This window comes from Neobacillus niacini NBRC 15566 (assembly GCF_001591505.1).
Lineage (GTDB): Bacteria > Bacillota > Bacilli > Bacillales > Cytobacillaceae > Neobacillus > Neobacillus niacini.
In genome coordinates this window covers 15,056-34,755 of sequence record NZ_BCVA01000054.1, presented here as the reverse complement: position 1 = coordinate 34,755, position 19,700 = coordinate 15,056, and the positions used below count along the sequence as shown (strand labels likewise).

Annotated in this window: 21 protein-coding genes and 2 riboswitches; of the genes, 17 read left to right on the top strand and 4 right to left on the bottom strand. The window is 39.5% G+C overall.

The genetic code is table 11. The annotated features are described in order from the left end of the window. Positions 1-452 precede the first annotated feature (452 nt). The 3 genes from BANA01_RS25285 (at position 453) to BANA01_RS25275 (ending at position 3,625) form a co-directional block, all read left to right on the top strand. Positions 453-1,019 (top strand): DUF4256 domain-containing protein, encoded by a 567-nt coding sequence (locus tag BANA01_RS25285; RefSeq protein ID WP_063255195.1) that lies wholly within the window; start codon positions 453-455, stop codon positions 1,017-1,019. 249 nt (positions 1,020-1,268) lie between these two features. Beyond that, positions 1,269-3,050 carry an acyltransferase family protein gene (locus tag BANA01_RS25280; RefSeq protein WP_063255193.1) on the top strand — a complete coding sequence of 594 codons (1,782 nt, stop codon included), beginning with the start codon at positions 1,269-1,271 and terminating at the stop codon, positions 3,048-3,050. Between the two features lie 155 nt (positions 3,051-3,205). Further along, positions 3,206-3,625, top strand: coding sequence for a hypothetical protein (locus BANA01_RS25275; RefSeq protein ID WP_063255192.1), 420 nt, complete (start codon positions 3,206-3,208; stop codon positions 3,623-3,625). A gap of 31 nt (positions 3,626-3,656) precedes the next feature. On the opposite strand, the gene BANA01_RS25270 is transcribed toward BANA01_RS25275, so the two are convergent. Next, on the bottom strand, positions 3,657-5,192 hold the full coding sequence (locus tag BANA01_RS25270; protein WP_063255191.1) for an MHYT domain-containing protein: 1,536 nt from the start codon (positions 5,190-5,192) through the stop codon (positions 3,657-3,659). A 190-nt stretch (positions 5,193-5,382) separates the two neighbouring features. Then, positions 5,383-5,691 (bottom strand): hypothetical protein, encoded by a 309-nt coding sequence (locus BANA01_RS25265; RefSeq protein ID WP_063255190.1) that lies wholly within the window; start codon positions 5,689-5,691, stop codon positions 5,383-5,385. Positions 5,692-6,082: 391 nt separating this feature from the next. Here BANA01_RS25265 and sstT point away from each other — a divergent pair, with 391 nt between their 5' ends. The 3 genes from sstT (at position 6,083) to BANA01_RS25250 (ending at position 8,205) form a co-directional block, all read left to right on the top strand. After that, on the top strand, positions 6,083-7,321 hold the full coding sequence (sstT, locus tag BANA01_RS25260) for a serine/threonine transporter SstT (RefSeq protein ID WP_174524445.1): 1,239 nt from the start codon (positions 6,083-6,085) through the stop codon (positions 7,319-7,321). Between the two features lie 157 nt (positions 7,322-7,478). Next, the gene (locus tag BANA01_RS25255) at positions 7,479-7,676 is read left to right on the top strand and encodes a DUF6199 family natural product biosynthesis protein (RefSeq protein WP_063255187.1); all 198 of its coding nucleotides are present in this window, start codon (positions 7,479-7,481) and stop codon (positions 7,674-7,676) included. Between the two features lie 91 nt (positions 7,677-7,767). Then, positions 7,768-8,205, top strand: a complete 438-nt coding sequence (locus BANA01_RS25250; protein ID WP_063255186.1) for a universal stress protein — start codon at positions 7,768-7,770, stop codon at positions 8,203-8,205. A 42-nt stretch (positions 8,206-8,247) separates the two neighbouring features. Here BANA01_RS25250 and BANA01_RS25245 read toward each other — a convergent pair whose 3' ends face one another. Then, a complete protein-coding gene (locus BANA01_RS25245; protein ID WP_034677095.1) occupies positions 8,248-8,823 on the bottom strand; it encodes an HAD-IA family hydrolase in 576 nt (191 codons plus the stop codon). A gap of 154 nt (positions 8,824-8,977) precedes the next feature. After that, positions 8,978-9,089: riboswitch (TPP riboswitch) on the top strand. A 106-nt stretch (positions 9,090-9,195) separates the two neighbouring features. On the opposite strand from BANA01_RS25245, the gene thiM reads away from it, so the two are divergent. The 3 genes from thiM (at position 9,196) to thiE (ending at position 11,496) form a co-directional block, all read left to right on the top strand. Further along, positions 9,196-10,002 (top strand): hydroxyethylthiazole kinase, encoded by an 807-nt coding sequence (thiM, locus tag BANA01_RS25240; protein WP_034677093.1) that lies wholly within the window; start codon positions 9,196-9,198, stop codon positions 10,000-10,002. 12 nt (positions 10,003-10,014) lie between these two features. Then, positions 10,015-10,821, top strand: coding sequence for a bifunctional hydroxymethylpyrimidine kinase/phosphomethylpyrimidine kinase (gene thiD, locus BANA01_RS25235; protein WP_034677091.1), 807 nt, complete (start codon positions 10,015-10,017; stop codon positions 10,819-10,821). A 63-nt stretch (positions 10,822-10,884) separates the two neighbouring features. Beyond that, complete coding sequence (thiE, locus tag BANA01_RS25230) at positions 10,885-11,496, top strand: thiamine phosphate synthase (protein WP_052106442.1); 612 nt, start codon at positions 10,885-10,887, stop codon at positions 11,494-11,496. A 152-nt stretch (positions 11,497-11,648) separates the two neighbouring features. Here the strand turns inward: thiE and BANA01_RS29735 are convergent, their stop codons facing one another. Then, on the bottom strand, positions 11,649-11,981 hold the full coding sequence (locus tag BANA01_RS29735) for a hypothetical protein (protein WP_169803746.1): 333 nt from the start codon (positions 11,979-11,981) through the stop codon (positions 11,649-11,651). 15 nt (positions 11,982-11,996) lie between these two features. Further along, positions 11,997-12,104, top strand: a riboswitch (TPP riboswitch). Between the two features lie 75 nt (positions 12,105-12,179). Here BANA01_RS29735 and thiW point away from each other — a divergent pair. From thiW to BANA01_RS25190, 8 genes are all read left to right on the top strand, one after another. After that, positions 12,180-12,689, top strand: coding sequence for an energy coupling factor transporter S component ThiW (gene thiW / locus BANA01_RS25225; RefSeq protein WP_034677087.1), 510 nt, complete (start codon positions 12,180-12,182; stop codon positions 12,687-12,689). Between the two features lie 15 nt (positions 12,690-12,704). Further along, positions 12,705-13,790, top strand: a complete 1,086-nt coding sequence (locus BANA01_RS25220) for a LuxE/PaaK family acyltransferase (RefSeq protein ID WP_034677086.1) — start codon at positions 12,705-12,707, stop codon at positions 13,788-13,790. Continuing rightward, positions 13,787-15,235: an acyl-CoA reductase gene (locus tag BANA01_RS25215; RefSeq protein ID WP_034677084.1), complete on the top strand. Its 1,449-nt coding sequence runs from the start codon at positions 13,787-13,789 to the stop codon at positions 15,233-15,235. The genes BANA01_RS25220 and BANA01_RS25215 overlap by 4 nt, the downstream gene beginning before the upstream one ends. An 11-nt stretch (positions 15,236-15,246) precedes the next feature. Continuing rightward, on the top strand, positions 15,247-15,990 hold the full coding sequence (locus tag BANA01_RS25210) for an ABC transporter ATP-binding protein (protein WP_034677082.1): 744 nt from the start codon (positions 15,247-15,249) through the stop codon (positions 15,988-15,990). Next, on the top strand, positions 15,987-16,730 hold the full coding sequence (locus BANA01_RS25205) for an ABC transporter permease (protein ID WP_034677079.1): 744 nt from the start codon (positions 15,987-15,989) through the stop codon (positions 16,728-16,730). Before BANA01_RS25210 ends, BANA01_RS25205 begins: the two co-directional genes overlap by 4 nt. A gap of 14 nt (positions 16,731-16,744) precedes the next feature. After that, positions 16,745-17,749, top strand: a complete 1,005-nt coding sequence (locus BANA01_RS25200) for an ABC transporter substrate-binding protein (protein ID WP_174524444.1) — start codon at positions 16,745-16,747, stop codon at positions 17,747-17,749. 9 nt (positions 17,750-17,758) lie between these two features. Next, on the top strand, positions 17,759-18,529 hold the full coding sequence (locus BANA01_RS25195; RefSeq protein WP_034677076.1) for an SDR family oxidoreductase: 771 nt from the start codon (positions 17,759-17,761) through the stop codon (positions 18,527-18,529). Positions 18,530-19,239: 710 nt separating this feature from the next. Beyond that, positions 19,240-19,593, top strand: coding sequence for a heterocycloanthracin/sonorensin family bacteriocin (locus BANA01_RS25190; protein ID WP_082799672.1), 354 nt, complete (start codon positions 19,240-19,242; stop codon positions 19,591-19,593). The last annotated feature ends 107 nt before the right edge of the window (positions 19,594-19,700 follow it).

Below are 19,700 nucleotides of genomic sequence, written 5' to 3'. Positions count from 1 at the left end.
CTTGAGGAGGAATCACAAGAGAAGCCAGCAAGGTTTTATCCTCAATGCAGGGGCTTAAGGACGAATCGTACTAGTCCCTGTTTAATCATAGTCAAAATAAAGGCTGTCGACACTTTCTCGACAGCCCGAGGGCCAATGTGGTCTTGCTTCTTTAATAGGCAACGGTAACTTTTATGTCTTTGGAAATTACTTTTTTGTCAGTCTCCTAATTAATTCCTAAAGGTAAGATGATCAAGAAGGAAAATAGTAAAAAGTGGAAAATAATACAAGAAGGTACTAGATAAATAGGATAGAGAAAATGAAGTTTAGAATATGTTTTTCCTTATCGTTATTTTCATAATGAACTTAAGAGGTTTACTTACATATTTTTTCGTCAAATAATGGTAAAATGAATAACTATGAGATTATCCTCAAATAACAGTGCATGAATATATCGTAAAGGGGAAACGAATATGACAATAACACATAACGAATTGAAACTTGAACAACGTGAAGAGCTACTCAAAACATTGAAAGCTCGTTTTGAGAAAAACATGAACCGACATGAGGGACTTGAGTGGGAGAATATAGTAGCTAAGCTTGAAGCTAACCCTGATAAACTGTGGTCACTGAATGAAATGGAAGGGACTGGCGGTGAACCCGATGTAGTTGGCTATAATCAAGAGACGGGCACATACATTTTTTATGATTGTTCAGCGGAGAGCCCAAAAGGCCGCAGAAGTCTTTGTTTCGACCGTAAAGCGCTGGATGCAAGAAAAAATCACAAACCAGAAAATACCGCAATGGATTTGGCTGCCACGATTGGTATAGAATTATTAACGGAAGAACAATATCGGGAGCTGCAAAAACTAGGAAATTTCGATTTAAAAACATCGAGCTGGGTGCAAACACCAGATAATATCAGGAAACTTGGCGGAGCCTTGTTTTGTGATCGTCGTTATGACACGGTCTTTGTGTATCACAATGGAGCAGATTCCTATTATGCTGCTAGGGGTTTTCGCGGCTCACTAAGAGTTTAATTTTTACACATTTGTTTCAACAATACCGGGAAATGGGTTCATCAACTTTCTTGGAATTCAGAACGTAAATATTGGTAGGGTAAAGAAAGGCGGATGATTCTGCCTTTCTTTCTTTATGCGTAAATTTCCCATCTTTTGTTCAGTGAAAGGAGAATGATTAAACCTTCGTAATCATAAAAAAACAGTAGGGGTGTAGGGATACTGCTGATGTATGTTAAGCCTTTCAACATAAAGGAAGGAGAGGATGGCATGGAAGTTCCAAGCAGCGGTAAACGCAGATATATGCCAGGAATTGATGGTCTTAGAGCCATTGCCGTCATAGGGGTGATTCTTTACCATCTTAACATCCCATGGTTTCAGGGCGGATTTACAGGTGTCACGGTTTTCTTTGTTCTGTCTGGATACTTAATTACAGACATTCTTATCGATGAATGGAGCACAAACAATAAAATTGACTACATTCGCTTTATGATTCGGCGTTTTCGCAGATTAGCTCCTGCCTTACTGAGTATGATTTTTATCGTTACCTTACTGGTAATTTTCACCAATCATCCTTCATTTGAAAAATTACGTTCTGATTTTTTTCCATCCTTGCTCTATGTTACAAATTGGTGGTACATTTTTCACAAAGTTTCCTATTTTGGTCGCTTCGGCCCAGCGTCACCCCTTACTCATATATGGTCACTAGGGATTGAAGAGCAATTTTACCTCATATGGCCCCTGCTGGTGATTCTTGGTTTTACTTTTATTACAAGGAAAAGATTTCGGATTTTGGCTATCCTATTTGGTGTGGTCACTTCTGCTTGGTTAATGGCATTCTTCTATACTCCAGGCGAGGATCCTTCACGTGTGTATTATGGAACTGACACAAGAGCCTTTTCCCTGCTGCTAGGAGCAGCACTTGCGTTTGTTTGGCCAAGTCAAAAATTATCTAAGACTTTACCGCGGCATGCCAGTATGGTCATCGAAATAATAGGGATATCAGGACTGTTAATCATCGTGATGAATTTTATTGTTATATCAGAATTTGATTCATTTCATTATCAGGGAGGCATGCTTTTATTATCGATTATTACAACTTTAGTGGTAGCGACATTCGCTCATCCTGCTAGTATGATTGGTAAATGGCTAAGTGTTAAGCCTTTACGGTGGATTGGGATTCGTTCTTATGGGATCTATTTATGGCATTATCCGATTATTATCCTGACCACACCGATTGTTAACACAGACGGAATAAATGTTTGGAGAATAACGTTACAACTAGGTGCTACCTTAATCATTTCGGCTTTATCCTACCGTTTTGTGGAAACTCCGATAAGAGCAGGGAAGATTAAGTTCAGCTTAACCACATTCAGAAAACGAACCATTATTCAGCAAAGGCTGGTTATAGGAAGCTGTGCGGTCCTATTTGCGGCACTAATAGGAATATTATTCGTATTTACTGGAAAAACAACAGTGATGGTCACTACCAAAGCCCCATTAACAATAGAAACAATAAATCAAATTGAATTCATCCATGAACCTACTCTAGAGCCTGAACCTGAACCAGCTCCAGCTCCGGACCCTAAATCGAAATCGATTACAGTGATAGGTGATTCGATTCTCTATGACGTGGCTCCATTCTTTAAAAACCATTATCCAGAAGCGGTTATTGATTACCGTGTTGGCCGGCAAATGAAAGAGATACCAGAGGTGATTAAGCAGCTGGAGCAAAGCGGGCATTTGGGGGAATATGTGATTATTCAACTAGGAACCAATGGACCTTTTGTAAAAACAGACTTAATAAATGTCATTAATAGTCTAGATCATAAAAAAGTATATTTAGTAAACTGTCGTGTACCACGTGCCTGGGAATTCACAGTGAATCATACGTTAGAGGAAGTCGTTAATAGTATACCGAATACCGTTCTTATAGATTGGTATAGTGCTAGTGCAGGTCATCCGGAGTTTTTTTCAAAGGATGGCGTCCATCTTTCTAGAGCTGGCGGGGAAACATATGCAAACCTGATAGCCGATACATTAGCAGAGTAATTCGATTGGAATTTACTCTGCGTTTTTGTTTATACAAGATTGCACTTAAATAAGTTATTAGTCGGTATTTGTCGATATTTGTATTTTTTTATTTCAATATGTTTCCAAATAATTGGAAAACATAATAAACATTACATAGAAAAAAGGAGAGTTTCATGCGGAATCTTGCAGCTTTATTTTCCATGCTTATGCCTGGATTTGGTCAACTCTACAATCGGCAATTCCTAAAAAGTGTTTTTCTTCTCTTTGTTGAACATTATGATAATGTATTGGGGAGAATCAATACGGCGATACATCTAGATTTCAATGGCTTTCATCAAAAAGCGTTAGAGGCAGCCAATTTTCAATACGTATTATTTTATCCAGGATTCTATGCCTATACAGTTTGGGATGCCTGGTATTTTGCAAAACCTAATGCAAATAAAACAAAAACCGCCATTCCTTTTTTGATAGGAGGTTTTCTCGGGGAATTCGGGGCGATCTTTTCTAATCGATTACCCATTCCCACATTAATGGTTGGATTGCTCATGGTAGTACCGATGATTATAGGAATGATTATATTCAGAAACCAATAAAAAAGCTTATTGGCTAGTTAAGCCGTACAACTTAAGAAGTTTGGGATAAAGTGGGATCATCTTTACGATTAATTTTTACATAATCTAAATGGCTATGTTTAATGGGTAAGGTAATCGTTACCGTTGTAGCGATGTTTGGAATACTGTTTATTTGAAATTTTCCATTGTGATTTTGAATGATTTTCTTGCTCACCATTAGCCCCAAACCGGTTCCCTCTGTTTTTGTCGTATAAAAGGGGGTACCTAGTAAAGGAAGATTTTCCCTCAAAATCCCTACACCGTTATCAACCACCGAAATAACAAGGTTCATTTCTTGTTGTTCTATTCGAATGTGGATTTTGCCTCCTTGCGGAAGTGCTTCGATCGAATTCTTGATCAGATTTGCAAGCACTTGCTTAATCTGATTTTCTTCACATTTAATTAAAAACTGCTCTCCAATAAACTCCGGAATGATTTCAATGTTATTAATGATTGCCTGCGTATTTAAAAGGGTAATCACATTTTTGATACTTTGCGAAATGTCGGTTAAAGCAAAATGAAGAATATGTGGTTTAGAGAGGACCATAAATTCACTTACAATAAAATTAATCCTGTCAATTTCTTCAATCATAATCTTGCTATATCGTTTATTGTTCTCGGCATCCGGATTTTCAGCGATCATTTGCGTAAATCCTTTTAATGTTGTTAAAGGATTTCTAATTTCATGTGCTACACCAGCCGCCAGTTCGCCCACTAGCGAAAGCTTCTCCGATTCTCTTAACTTTTTCTCATGATTATTTAGATCCTTCATATGTTCAATTAGTTTTTTATCCAGAAAGGCACTGGATAATAACATAATCAATACGACGATCATACCTGGGACACTGATAAAAGAACTCAAGGTACTGGAACTTACTGAATAATAGGCAGCGGAAGGGTTGAGAGCGGGGTGATAGTAAAGATTCGTTCCCCACATCCCAATATAATGCATACCAGCAATTCCAATGCCCATTAGGATACTGCTCAATACCCTGCAATTAAAATTCATTGAGCGGTGATGATTAAAAAAGAAGAGTACCCATAAAGATCCAAATGCAGCAGTAAAAGCTATCCCTACCGACAAAAGCACGATTGCAGGGTTATAAGTGATGGAGAAGTTTAAATGCATGGCCTCCATCCCTAAGTAATGCATACCAACAATTCCTGCACCCATAAACAGACTAGAGATTAGCAGTCTAAGATGATTTGATTTCATCATTAAGAAGGCGAGTCCTGTACCGGTTATGGATATCAGCAGTGAAAACATTATCATCCTCACATCATATACACTATGCCTCGGCATATTCATCGCAAACATACCCACAAAGTGCATGGTCCAAATCCCGATACCCATTGCAATCGCACAACCTAATAACCAGAGATTATATTTGACATTTTTAAAAATGATCATTTTCCAGCGGAGATCTAACGCAATGTACGAAAAAAGAATTCCAAGTAGAATGGAAAAAACGAACCAGTAATCGTTGTAAGTCCCGGTCATATTATGTTCCAATGTTAACCACTTCCAAATAGTTTGAATTTTTACCATGATGTACTTCCAAGCAGCATATTATAACGAAATAACAAGAAATGGTAAATTGTACCTAAATAACCGTGACGGTTAATTAAAAAATCTTATTGAAGTTAAAATAGAATAAAGCCATCCTCAATGCGAGAATGGCTGCTTCTTTAGTATTTATAAAATGCCTAATAGTAAAAATGACTCGGGTACAGCTAAATTATTTTTTTTCAACCTTTATTAACCCTTTTCCGACATTATCTTTCTCAAAATAGCATATGACCACATCACCGACATCTATTTTTTCATTTGAATCGATGCTTTCAGCTGAAAAGACAATTTTGGTTCCATCCTCACTTTGCCCATAAAATTGCTCGTCTTTCATTTGACTAATTTTATATTCTACTGTTTTGTATTCAGATGTTTCATTCCCAAGATTGGAAACCGGACTACTGGATTGTGATTTTATCATGAGTAAAACCAATAATATAGATAAGAGTATTCCAAGGATGATGATTTTTTTGTACATACTGCGAACCTCCCAATATGTATTTTAAGAGATGTTAAGGGAAAGTAAATCCTACTTTTTTCCTTTAGCCTTTTAGCCTATAACAAAATTATTTACCATCCCTTTTATAAAACTTCGGAAAACCGAATGATTAAATTTATTATCCATATAATATTATGCAAAAACCGAACAATGATAAATGTTATATGAATATTGTTCACATCTTATTGATTAACTTGAAGGATGTTGTTATACTAAACTATGTAATTAACTATTGTAATATATCTAAATATTCATTATAATTCTATTTATTAGATTTTAAGGGATAGGGGAAATCTTTAAGTTATACAAAGGGACACACTTTATGGTTCTTTTGTACCGGAGATTGCAAACAAGCGGGAGGGGTACATCTGTGAAAAATTTATTGAAAAAGTGGAATCAAATCAGTCTGGTAAAGCAAATTTCTATTGGTTTACTAATTGGTATTATCCTGGCTGTCACGGTTCCCGAAGTAGCAAAACCAGTTGTCATTTTAGGTTCCTTATTTGTAGGTGCTTTAAAAGCCATAGCACCTGTATTGGTTCTATTCTTGGTTATGTCTGCCATTGCGCAGCACAAGAGTGGTCAGCAAACCAATATGAAATCCATCATTTCCTTATATCTTTTAGGGACTTTTCTGGCTGGATTCATTGCGGTTATTGTAAGCTTTATTTTTCCTGTTAGTATTACCCTTACAAAGGGTGCTGAAGATTTGGCAGCTCCAGGTGGTGTGGTAGAGGTTCTCAAAACATTACTATTGAACGTTGTAGATAACCCGGTTAATGCCATTGCGAATGCAAATTATATCGGTATTTTAGCATGGGCTATCGTACTTGGATTGGCATTAAAAAATGCCCCTGATACCACAAAAACGCTGATTACTAATTTTTCAGACGCCGTTTCGAAAATGGTAACATGGGTAATCAAGTTAGCTCCACTAGGTATCATGGGTCTAGTCATTGATTCGATTACAACCAATGGACTTGAGTCTCTATTAAGCTATGGCAAATTACTTGTTGTCTTGATTGGCTGTATGCTATTTGTGGCTTTCGTTGTCAATCCACTCATAGTATTCGTAAACGTTCGTCAGAATCCTTATCCACTAGTTTTCAAGTGTGTTAAGGAAAGCGGGATTACGGCATTCTTTACACGCAGCTCTGCTGCCAATATTCCGGTTAATATGAAATTATGTGAAAAACTAGATTTAGATAAAGATACGTATTCCGTATCGATTCCTTTAGGTGCTACCATCAATATGGCTGGTGCTGCGGTTACGATTTCCGTTTTAACCCTTGCAGCTGTCCATACTCTTGGCATTCAAGTGGATATTCCTACAGCCATCATCTTAAGCGTATTATCCGCAGTTTGTGCATGTGGTGCTTCTGGTGTAGCCGGCGGCTCACTATTATTGATCCCGCTTGCTTGTAGCTTGTTCGGTATTCCTAATGATGTAGCGATGCAAGTAGTTGGAGTAGGTTTTGTCATCGGTGTTTTACAAGACTCCTTTGAAACGGCTCTTAACTCCTCAACAGATGTCCTTTTCACAGCAACAGCTGATTATAAGAAACGGATAAAAGAAGGTAAAAAGATCGATATCAAGAAAGTTGCATAATAAAAGCGTAATCCCTTTTGTGTAGACAGGCAGTAACTGTCTCACAGAAGGGATTTTTTTATGAGGAAATGACATTTATTTTTTTATTTTGGGATGTACGAAAATCAACTCTTAAACGTATGTTTTAGTAAGAAAAGCGTTTAAATAGGGGGATTCAATGTTAGCACTTGGAATATTTTTTATCCTTATTGGTTTATTGTTTATCATAGTACCTTCTTTCATTTGGTGGATTTCGGAAAGCTGGAAGTCCAATGATGGTACAGAACCATCTGGTCTGTATCTTTGGACAACACGTTTTAGCGGTATGATTATATTAATTGTAGGTATCGGAACGGTTATCGTAGCATTCATTTAACAAAGTTGTCACTATCTCATGGCCACAAATAAACATCACAGAAGTATAATAAAGGTATAAGATATTGGTTTTTTATGAGAGGATGATAAACATGTTAACGGATTATTCAAGAATCGTTGTTGCATATGATCATTCGGATTTAAGTAAAAAAGCCTTGAACATGGCCATGAATTTAGCGAAACAGGATCAACAAATTGAATTATTAGTGGTTATGGTTATGCAGCCTGATAGACCGATGGTTTATTCGTATGGTTATGCATTTGATGCATATCATGAGAGGCAGAAAGAGGAAGTAAAGGCAGTATGTAAAGAAGTGGAGCAAGAATTAAAATCGCTTCCAAATAAGTCTAGAACCTTTGCTATTGAGGGTTCACCAGGTCATATGATTGTAGAATTTGTGAAACAAAATGACGCCGATCTTGTTGTTATGGGAAGCAGGGGATTAAGTGGATTGAAGGAACTATTCTTAGGTAGCGTCAGCCACTATGTCGTGCAAAAAGCACATTGTCCCGTTATTATAGTTAAATAACTAGATGAAAAAGCATGTAGAAAAAGTCCAATAGGACTGATTCTACATGCTTTTATTTTCAAAAACGACAGGAATAAATTCAGCATAGCTGTCTAAATGAAAATCAGCTTCGATGTCGCGGTTTTGAAAGGCAACGGTTTTAATTCCTAGTTGTCTAGCCGGAAGTAAATCTAATTCACGGTCACCAACCACAAAATCAATGTCATATTTTTTCAAAACAAATTCATAAGAAGAAGGATGGGGTTTCCTGTTGAACCCTTGTTCTTCCACAGAAACAATCTCTTTAAAGTAGTTGGTTAAACCAAATTTGTCTAGAAGATAGTTGGCAGATTCCCTGTCACGATGGGTTACAATAATATTGTTTTCCACGGCTGCTAAGACTTCTTTTAAATGTTCAAAAGGGTTACTGTCTTTTGAGTATTGGATATCTAGCGTTTTATATTCATCACGTCGATCTTCATCAATCCCAAAATGTTTAAAAGCCGTTTTCGAGTCGACCTTCAGCCAACGCAGCACCTCAGCCCGATCAAGGTCACGCTGACTTAACGCAACAAACCCCTCCACCAGTGCTGGATATGTATCAAAAAGTGTTCCATCAAAGTCCCATAAAATGTTCATCTTTTATCCCCTTCATTCACTAAAAATCGTAAAATAACCTGAAAAATATTACTGTATCATTATCTTTTCCATAACACCAGTAAATATATTGGTGGGATTAAAAGCTTTACATCTCGAAATTTAAGGACTATCATAGGAAATAATTACATAAGATTTTACCTACTAGGGGTGCCCTTATACACGGGCTGAGAGAAAAACGTTACGTTTTTTAACCCTTTGGACCTGATCTGGATGATACCAGCGTAGGAAAGTAGCCAAGTGAAATTACCTTTTTCCCTAACTATTAAGCCAGGTCCAATTATGGATCTGGCTTTTTTATGTTTAAAAGACTAATAGGGTCATGGAAAAAGGAAAAAAAGTGGAGGTGCAGTAATGAATCATAACGAACTAAGCTCTGTTTTAGTAAGAGTAAGAGAAGAAAACCCGCTCGTACATAATATTACCAATGTAGTTGTCACCAATTTCACTGCAAATGGTCTTTTAGCGGTAGGGGCTTCACCCGTGATGGCTTATGCAAAAGAAGAGGTAGCCGACATGGTTCGGATATCGCGTGCACTCGTTCTTAATATCGGGACATTAAACCTAGAAGTGGTCGACTCGATGATCTTAGCGGGAAAAACAGCGAATGAGCTAGACATTCCAGTCATTTTCGACCCCGTTGGTGCTGGCGCTACTCTTTTCCGCACTGAAATGGCACAAAAAATTTTGGAAGAAGTGAAAATATCGATAATTCGAGGAAACGCTGCTGAAGTCGCCAATGTTCTAGGAGAAAAATGGAAAATCAAAGGCGTTGATGCGGGAGCACAGCAGGGAAACAATGTTGAATTGGCTCTAGCTGCGGCACAAAAGTTGAATACCATTGTCGTAATTACCGGAAAAGATGATGTGCTGACAGATGGAGAGACGACGTATTTGGTTTCCAATGGTCACCCTCTGTTAACAAAAGTGACTGGAACAGGCTGTCTGTTAACCTCTGTGATCGGTGCCTTTGCGGGAGTCGAACAGGACCTGCTCCTTGCTGGATTGTCCGCGTTAACCTTTTATGGAATGGCAGCCGAAAAAGCGTTTGTTAAGACAGGTCCCTGGGGACCTGGCAGTTTCCAAGTGGAATTTTTAAATCAACTGTCACTCGTTTCTTCTGAGGATTTTGATCAATTAGCGTCTTTTAAACAAGTATAAGGAGTGGACATCATGAAAAAAGCATTAACGATAGCTGGTTCTGATAGCGGCGGCGGTGCAGGAATTCAGGCTGATTTAAAGACCTTTCAAGAGTTAGAAGTGTTTGGGATGTCAGCTCTGACAGCTGTTACTGCTCAAAATACACTTGGGGTTCAAGCAGTATTTCCCATGACGGCCGAAGCAGTCAGCAAACAAATACAGTCAATTGGCGAAGATATGGGAGCAAATGCTATTAAAACAGGGATGTTATTTAATGCAGAGATTATCAAAGCTGTTTCTGAAAAAATTGAATTCTACAACTGGCAAAATGTCGTAGTTGACCCCGTTATGATTGCTAAGGGTGGAGCGTCCCTACTTCAAATCGAGGCGATTTCGGCATTAAAACAGTATTTGTTGCCACTAGCGATGGTCGTTACACCGAATATTCCTGAGGCGGAAGTATTAACAGGAATGTCGATTAGAACGGATGAGCATAAACAGGAAGCTGCTAAACGACTTTATGACTTAGGCGTTAAGCATGTGGTTTTAAAAGGTGGCCATGATGAAGACCGTGATGTGTCAATAGATCTTTTATATAATGGGAAGGAATTTAAGACCTTTACGAGTAAAAGAGTTCAAACCAAGAATACTCACGGAACAGGATGTACATTCTCGGCAGCTGTCACGGCAGAACTAGCCAAAGGTTTATGTGTTTATGAAGCCGTATCAAAAGCGAAGCAGTTTATCCAGGCAGCCATAGAAGATCAGCTGTTGATTGGTCAAGGTCATGGGCCAACCAATCATTGGGCATTTCGAAAAAGAATGTTAACGATAAGGTAGGTGACCAGGTTGAATTTTCGCAATAGTGATTCATTAAGAGAGGCATTGAACGTTTACTTTATTATGGGCAGTCCCAATTGCAAGGACCATCCAGTTCGCGTTCTGCAGGAAGCGATTGAAGGTGGAATCACCCTTTATCAATTTCGTGAAAAAGGAACCGGAGCTTTAACAGGGGATCAAAAGCTTGAACAGGCTCGACAACTCCAACAAATATGCAGAGAGAACCATATCCCTTTTCTTATTAATGACGATATCAGTTTAGCCATTTCACTTAATGCGGACGGTGTTCATATCGGGCAGGATGATGAACCCGTGGAGGAAGTAAGAAAGAAGCTTGGCAATGATAAAATCATTGGCGTTTCCGTACATAGCTACGACGAGGCTGTCACAGCCTTAAAGGGAGGAGCCGATTATTTTGGAATTGGTCCCGTTTTTCCAACGAAAACCAAAGAAGATGCCAAGCCTTCAAACGGTACGAAGCTTATTGAAGAACTCCGGCACAAAGGATTTAGCATTCCGATTGTGGGAATTGGCGGAATCACTGCGGACAATGCAGGGTCGGTTATCACAGCAGGTGCGGATGGTGTTTCGGTTATAACTGCGATTAGTCATGCTCCTTCTGTTACTGAAGCAGCTAAATCGTTAAGAAAAGGTGTGTTAGAGACACGGTCTTGATTTAACGAGATTTTTTTTGATTTTTGTTAGGGAGTTATGGAAGTTAATTTATTCGTGCCCTCAATAACTCAATTTTGTGGAAAACTGTAACGAAACGGTACTATTCATGCCCGTCGAAGCAGATTTTTGAGGAATACGGTAACGAAACGGCACTATTCGTGCCCGCCAAAGCAAATATAGGCGGTTTGCGGTAACGCAAGCAATACTCGGACCCGTATCGTACCCTCAATACTCATTATTGTAGAATACGGTAACGAAACGGCACTATTCGCGCCCGCCAAAGAAAATATAGGCGGTCTGCAGTATCGAAGAGCAATACTCTGACCCTTATCGTGCCCGCAATAACTCATTTTTGTGGAAAACGGTAACGAAACGGTACTATTCATGCCCGTCAAAGCGGATTTTTGTGAAATGCGGTAACGAAAAGCAATACTCGGACCCGTATCGTCCACGGAATAACATAACGTAATTAACAACAGAACCATTCTATTAAAATTTCATACTAGCACTGGGGGAGCCGGAATTGGCTGAGATTAGACTTGTAGTGGTCTTAAACCCCTGAACCTGATCTGGGTTATACCAGCGTAGGGAAGTGAACGATCCAATGCCTGTTTTATGGGGCAACGGTATCGTATAACCGGTTATCCCCCAGTGCTTATCAAAAACATGGAGGGATTTTTTTTATGAGAAAAACACACAAACTCACATTGACTGCGATGATGATCGCGATTGGCACACTTTCGAGTAATTTATTCTATATTCCGATCGGTTTCACAAAGGTGTTTCCGATTCAACATTTCTTAAATGTTTTGTCTGCTGTTCTATTAGGACCGGTTTATGCCGTTGCCCAGGCACTATGTGTCTCCATTCTGCGCAATATGATGGGAACGGGTTCACTCTTTGCATTTCCAGGTAGTATGGTTGGTGCCTTATTAGCGGGACTTCTTTTTATGAAAACCAGAAAGATTTATATGGCGTTTGTCGGTGAAGTAATAGGAACAGGAATTCTCGGAGCGATACTATGCTATCCAATCGCAACACTATTATTAGGTCAAAAAGCGGCAGTATTTGGTTTTATCCCGTTATTTATTTTTAGCTCGATCGCGGGTGCACTGATTGGCGCCATCATTCTTTCCGTATTTTTAAAGAAGAAAATACCTGTCGTAACTCAACATGGAACAACTTTGAAATAGAAAGGAAGGACCTTCATGGAACAGCAGAAAATCATACAGTATTTACTTACGATTGTTCAATCAGATTCGCTCTCTGAAGATGAATTTAATCAAAATGCCTTACAACTATTCGCATATCAATACACCAATAACCTTCCATTTCGGAAGTTCTGTCAGCAAAAAGGCAAGACCATTCGGACGGTAAAAACGTGGAAGGACATACCAGCAGTACCCATTAATGCCTTTAAGGAGGTACCACTTACGTGTACACCACCAGCAGAAGCAGAGAGATACTTTATGACAAGCGGTACCACACAAGGTGTAAAAGGGAAACACTACCATCCGACCTTAGAGGTATGGAATCTCTCGATGAAAACTTATTTTAAACAGCGCTTTATGAAAGAAACTGAAAAAATCAGAATGGGAGTTCTGTTCCCGACGGAAAATGAAATGCCAAATTCCTCATTAGCTTGCTATTTAGCACTTGCGAAGCAAGAGTTCGGCACGGAGGAGAGTCACTATCTCCTAGGTGAAAATAGGATTGAAATCGAGAGGCTCATACAAGAATTGGAGCATGCAGAACGCTCTGGTGAGCCATATGCATTATTAGGGGCCTCATACAGTTTTGTTCATCTGTTTGAAGAACTAAGAAACATCGGACGGAGTTTCCAACTGCCGCCTGGAAGCAGAATTTTGGATACAGGTGGATATAAAAATCAGTCAAAAGAATGGGAACTGGATGATTTTTACCATGAGTTATCAAGAGTATTAGGTGTTCCAAGAAAAGATTGTATTAACATGTATGGTATGACGGAGTTAAGTTCACAGCTCTATGATTCCGGAAATGAACGCGTTCCATCTGTTAAGTCCGGTCCTCATTGGTTGAAAACGAGAATCATAGACCCGTTAACAGATGAAGACGTGGCCGAGGGGGAACGCGGGGTCATTGTTCATTGTGACCTTGCCAACTTCAATTCTGTCACCACCATTTTGACCGAAGACTTAGGAATGAAAGTGGATGGAGGGTTTCTTCTCTTAGGCAGGGTACAAGGTACAGAGGCGAAGGGCTGTTCGATTGCGGTTGAAGAATTTATCAAGGCTGCAAAGGGAGCAACACAATGAGAGAAAGAGTTGGATACCTTCCCGATATCGGGGATGAGGTAATAGAGTCAAAGATTCTTACATTTACGAGAAAAGGTGTGACTCTAGAAGTAGAAGCGCCGTTACTTACTAGAAAGCAAATGCAACAAGTGAGCGAGAAGGTTAAAAGAGCCAGTGCCGAAGTGTTAAAAAACATGACGATTATGGAGATTATTACCATTATTGATACCGCCATTGAAGTTTTGCTCGACCGGAACTCAACCTACCGGAAGAAAGCAGAAAAGTTTCTGCCAATTGTTACTGGTTACGATGAAGAAATGATTCGACTCGGACTTACATCTTTTTTAAAAAAGTTCCGCAAATATGAGCTGCAGCGCTTTGTGGTGGAGGACCTAGGAAACCCCTTGCTGCTTGATGATTTTCAACCTCGCATAAAGAGAGGGTTTTCTAAAGCAGTGGGACCTGAATTAATTCTCCATGTATGGGCTGGAAATGTTCCAGCACTTCCGTTATGGAGTCTCCTTTCAGGGTTATTGGTGAAATCAGGTAACATTGGCAAGGTATCGAGTGCGGAGCCGTTGTTTGCCGGATGGTTTGCACAGGTTTTAGTGGAAGTTGCTCCTGTACTCAAGGATTGCCTAGCGGTTGTCTGGTGGAAGGGAGGAGATGAGGAACGTGAAAAGGAGTTTTTTACGTATCCAGATGTGGTGGTCGGTTATGGAAGTAATCAGTCACTAGAATCAATGAGTCGTAGAATCCCAGTCACCACTCGTTTCTTGCCATTTGGTCATAAAGTCAGTTTCGGGGTAATCAGCAACACTGCACTAGACTCGCGAAAAGCATTAATCACTGCTCATCATGCAGCATTCGACATTATTCAATTCGATCAGCAGGGTTGTTATTCTCCACATCTTTTCTATGTTCAGAAAGGGGGAAATATATCACCCGAAGCGTTTGCGCAGTATCTCGCCCTGGAACTCGAAAGTTATCAAAAGAGATACCCTAGGCGCACTTTGTCCTTAGAGGAAATGACAGCCGCTATCCATTGGCGTAACCAAGAAGAAATATCATCTTATACCGGCCCTACTAAGCTGGTTTTGGGTCAAACAGAAAATCATTGGACTGTTGTCTATGAAGAGGGTGGGCTGTTTTCACCAACCTGTTCCAATCGAGCGGTGAAGGTCATACCATTTGAAACCGTAGATGATATTTTGCCTAATCTTAAACCCTATCGTTCCTTTTTACAAAGTGCAGGTGTGGCTGCTGCCCCGAGGGAACTTTTTCAATGGGCTGAAAAGTTAGGAAATGTGGGGGTAACAAGAATCACCTCTATAGGAAAGATGACTTCTCCGGAATCAGGCTGGCACCATGATGGCCGTTTTAATTTACTAGATTTGGTTCAAATGATTGATATAGAGCATTCAGCCGAAGAGTATGCAGAGAATTTTGCCGCTTATATCGATTAGGAGGATAGAAAATGGCTTATTTGAGTTTACAAGATGTTACCTACAGTTATGCAAAAAATAACATGATTGTTGATGCCGTGAATTTCGATGTAGAAAAAGGAAAGTTTCATAGTTTGTTAGGTAAAAGCGGCTGTGGAAAAACCACATTATTAAAGCTGGCGGCAGGTTTATTCACCCCAAATAAGGGTTGTATCCTGTTTCAAGGTGAAGAGATCAAACCGTCAGAAAAAATTGGATTTGTGTTTCAAGCACCGACTCTCTTGGAATGGAAAACAGTAGTAGATAATGTTCTTTTACCCGTATCGCTTAAACGTAAAGTAACAAGAGAACAAGTAGAAAGAGCAGAATCCCTTTTAGAAAGTATGGGTCTAACTCATTTAAAACAGGAATACCCAACTCGTTTATCAGGCGGACAGCAAAGTCGTGTTTCGATTGCGAGGGCGCTGATTGGATCACCAAGCCTGCTTTATATGGATGAACCCTTCTCAGCACTAGATGCGATTACAAGAGAGGAACTTCAGGACGATCTGTTGCACCTTTGTGAAGTTCATCAAATGACGGTGTTATTTGTTACCCATGATATTTCAGAAGCAGTCTATTTATCGGACAATATTGCGGTTATGGATAAAGGTAGTATCATCAAGCATTTTTCAGTGAATTTACCAGATCGACATTCTACCGATTTTCGATATTCTGGACAGTTTAGTCAGCTTTGCTTGGAAATACGGACGGCCATTAGTGGAGGACAACGATGAAAAACGTTTCGGTATATTCCTGGTTATTATTCATCTTGATTCTATTCGTATGGGAAATGCTAGCCAAGCAAATGTCCGAATTAGTCCTTCCAGCACCGTCCGTTGTAGTCACCACTCTGATAGATGGATTAAAAAGCGGTTATTATACTCCGCATATTCTGCGAACCAGTTTGGAGATTGTTATTGGTCTTTTTCTAGGGAGTTTGCTAGGGATCCTAACAGGGGTATGGATGGGTGAAGTTGAGTTTATTCGAAAGCTTTTCTTTCCTTATGTCATTGCTAGTCAAGCTGTTCCAAAACTCGCGCTGGCACCACTATTTATTCTATGGTTTGGATTTGGAATGACCTCAAAGGTTGTCATCACGGCATTAATTTGCTTTTTCCCGTTAATGGAAAATACAGTAACCGCCATTCAATACACCGATTCTAAAAAAGTAGAACTGTTTCGGGTGTTAGGGGCAACCCGATGGCAGACTTTGTTCAAATTAAAAATTCCCGCTGGGCTTCCGAGTATTATGGCTGGTTTTCGGGTTGCGGTTGTTCTAGCTGTTGTCGGGGCTGTAGTGGGTGAATTTATCGGAGGCAGTGAGGGTTTAGGCGCATTAATTATTGCCTCTCAAGGCATGATGGACACACCCTTAATGTTTTCAGTGCTAATTATCATTACGATTCTTGGAACTTTTCTCTATCAAATCATTTATTTCATTGAACGTCGTTTATTTCAATATAAAAAACATTGAGGAGCTTATTACAAATGAAATTGAAACGAAGTATTACAGTAGCTGTTATGATCCTCGTATTATTGTTAACGGCTTGTGGTTCAAAAAATAATCAGCAAGCCGCTACAAAAACAGAATTAGAAACAGTAAAAATGGCAAGCTGGAGTCAGCCGATAGCAGAACAAACGAACCTTCTTGTAAGTGAGGAAAAAGATTTTTTTAAAAACGCGGGGTTAGATGTTGAATTTATACCGGGGGCAGGGGGCGGAGACGCCATCAAAAATATCCTCTCAGGTAAGGCTGATATCGCCTTTACCGATCCAGGCTCACTCTACTTTGCCTTAAATCAAGGGGAGAAGTTAAAGGTCATTTATAATATCTATCCGCAAAACGTATTCAATGTCGTTTCTTTAAAAGAAAGTAATATCACGAAACCAGAGGACCTGAAAGGCAAAAAGATCGGTGTATATAGCCTTTCGAGTGGTACGAGACAAAATCTTCTGGTTCTATTAAACCAAGCCGGTCTTACCGAAAAGGACGTTACGATTGTTGAAACAGGTCTGTTGAATTTTGCCCCGCTGATGCAGGGTCAGGTGGATGCAACAGCTGCAACGGACACGGGCTTAGTAACCGCAAGGGAAAAGGGATTGGCAGATGTAAATGTCCTTGAGGTAAAAGATTATCTGAATGTTCCAAGTGATCTCTTTGTGGTGACCGAAAAAACGTACAATGAGAAAAAGGATATGCTGAAAAAGTTTGTTGAAGCCTATCAAATGAGTGCGGAGTGGATGATGAACGAACCGGAGGAAGCTGCTGCTTTAGCCGTAAAACATGCGATTGATGGTAAGGATAAAAATCATAATAGAGAGATTATTAAATTGCGGAACGAAGCTAGTATTTCACAAGCAACAAGCGACAGAGGCTTAGGGGCATTAGAAACGGATGTCTTACAACAGGGTGCCGATAGCTATAAACAATTAGGTTTAATTGAAGAGGATTTACATATGTCTGATTTTATCGTTGAAGACTTCATTAAATAGGGGGACAATGTGAAAAAATTTGAAAATAAAACCGTATTAGTAACAGGTTCAAGCAGAGGAATTGGTGCCGCCATCGCGAGAGGTTTTGCTGCAGAAGGGGCAACAGTCATTGTTAATTATGTTCAAAATCAAGGAGCCGCTGAAGAAACGGTTGCTTCTTGTATTGAGCGTGGCGGTGAAGCATGGGCGATTCAAGCAGATGTAACATCTGAATCGGACGTCATAAGAATGATGGAGGAAATTGAACTCGAAGTTGGTAATATAGATGTGGTCGTCAATAATGCCTTTAAACCCTATGTGTTTAATCCCGATACACGAAAGATGTTCTCGCAATTAACATGGGGAGACTATCAGGATCAAATCGATGGAGCAGTTAAATCTACTTACTATGTATGTCAACAAGCGATTCCCTTGATGAAAAAACAAACAAAAGGAAGCATTGTTAATATGGTAACAAACTTGGTAGAGCGACCACTCATTCCTTATCATGACTATACTACGGCTAAATCTGCCTTAATCGGTTTTAGCCGGAATTTGGCAGTTGAACTAGGAGCCTTCGGAATTAGAGTGAATTGTATTGCACCTGGTTTGGTGTATCCAACCGATGCAAGCCGACAAACAAGAGAAGAAATAAAAGAAATGATTATTGCTCAAACCCCGCTAAGAAGAATCGCACAACCGGAGGATATTGTAGGACCAGTGTTGTTCTTATCTTCCGAATGGAGTCAGTTTGTGACAGGACAGACACTTTATGTCGATGGTGGACTGGTTATGAGTTAGGGATGTCTATCCAGAATCTTATGTAAATGATTTATAGAATAATAGAGGTCCAATTCCTAACGGGTTCCGTTAACTATCGCAAACATTAAATATGTAATGTAAAATGACCTTAAAATTGTATGGTATATACAGTAATTTAGATAAAACTTTGTTATAACTGATTGTTGCTCTCACTACAAATGAAAAATAAACGGAAAAATTCCGGCTAACTTTGGAAATCGCCAAATTTCCTTAAGAATAAGGGGAGTTTTTCCGTTTATATAGTCAAAATCCTTGAATTTTACCTTATATTGACCAGTTAACCGGAATTTCTCCGCTTACACCCACTCCTTAAGCTTCCCTATATTCATTAGCAGTAAATTCTCCGCCTTATTCTCAAACCTGCGGAGATAATTTGTAACTTCGTCATTTTCAGTTCACCCTGCCCTTTAAAATGCAAACCATACTACATTTTAGTTTACATTTCCCTTTACAAATTGCTCGTTTGGCGATAAGAAACGGATCCTGTTATCCATAACTGGCCTCTTTTCCTATTTATCCAGACCAACCTTAAAGGCTAAAAAAAAATAGGCTTTTATATGAGTAGCAATACCCACCCATTGTACATATTTTGTTGAGGAAGGTATAGCGGTATTTACCTATTTTCTAGTTGTACTGTGCCCGTTTAAAGTTGCTGTGCCCTTGTTTAAATATATAAGGAGGTATTGAAAATGAATGATTTCCAAAGTCAACTCCAGGGGTTAAGTCTTGGGGATTTCCAAACGACCGAGGCCGTTCCTTTTGACCCAAGCATGTACTATTCTGATCCTACTCGATTTGGTGGTATTGGCGGTGTTGGTGGAATTGGCGGTATCGGTGGTTTTGGCGGTGTTGGTGGTTTCCATCGATGTTCTAGTTGCTTTAGCTGCTTTAGCTGCTTTAACTGCTTTAACTGCTTTAATTGTTTCAATTGCTTTAATTGCTTCCATCATTGCGGCGGACATCGCTGCCATAATTGTGGCGGCGGGCATTTCTGTGGAGGTGGCGGTCGTTGTGGTGGCGGAGGCCATCGTTGCGGCGGTTGATAGCTTTCGATTTGTAAGACATTTCAACTTAAAAATGGAAAGAGTAAGCCCCAACAATGTTTGTTGGGGCTTTTCTCTACAGAATTAACATAAGGGACAAATTGAGA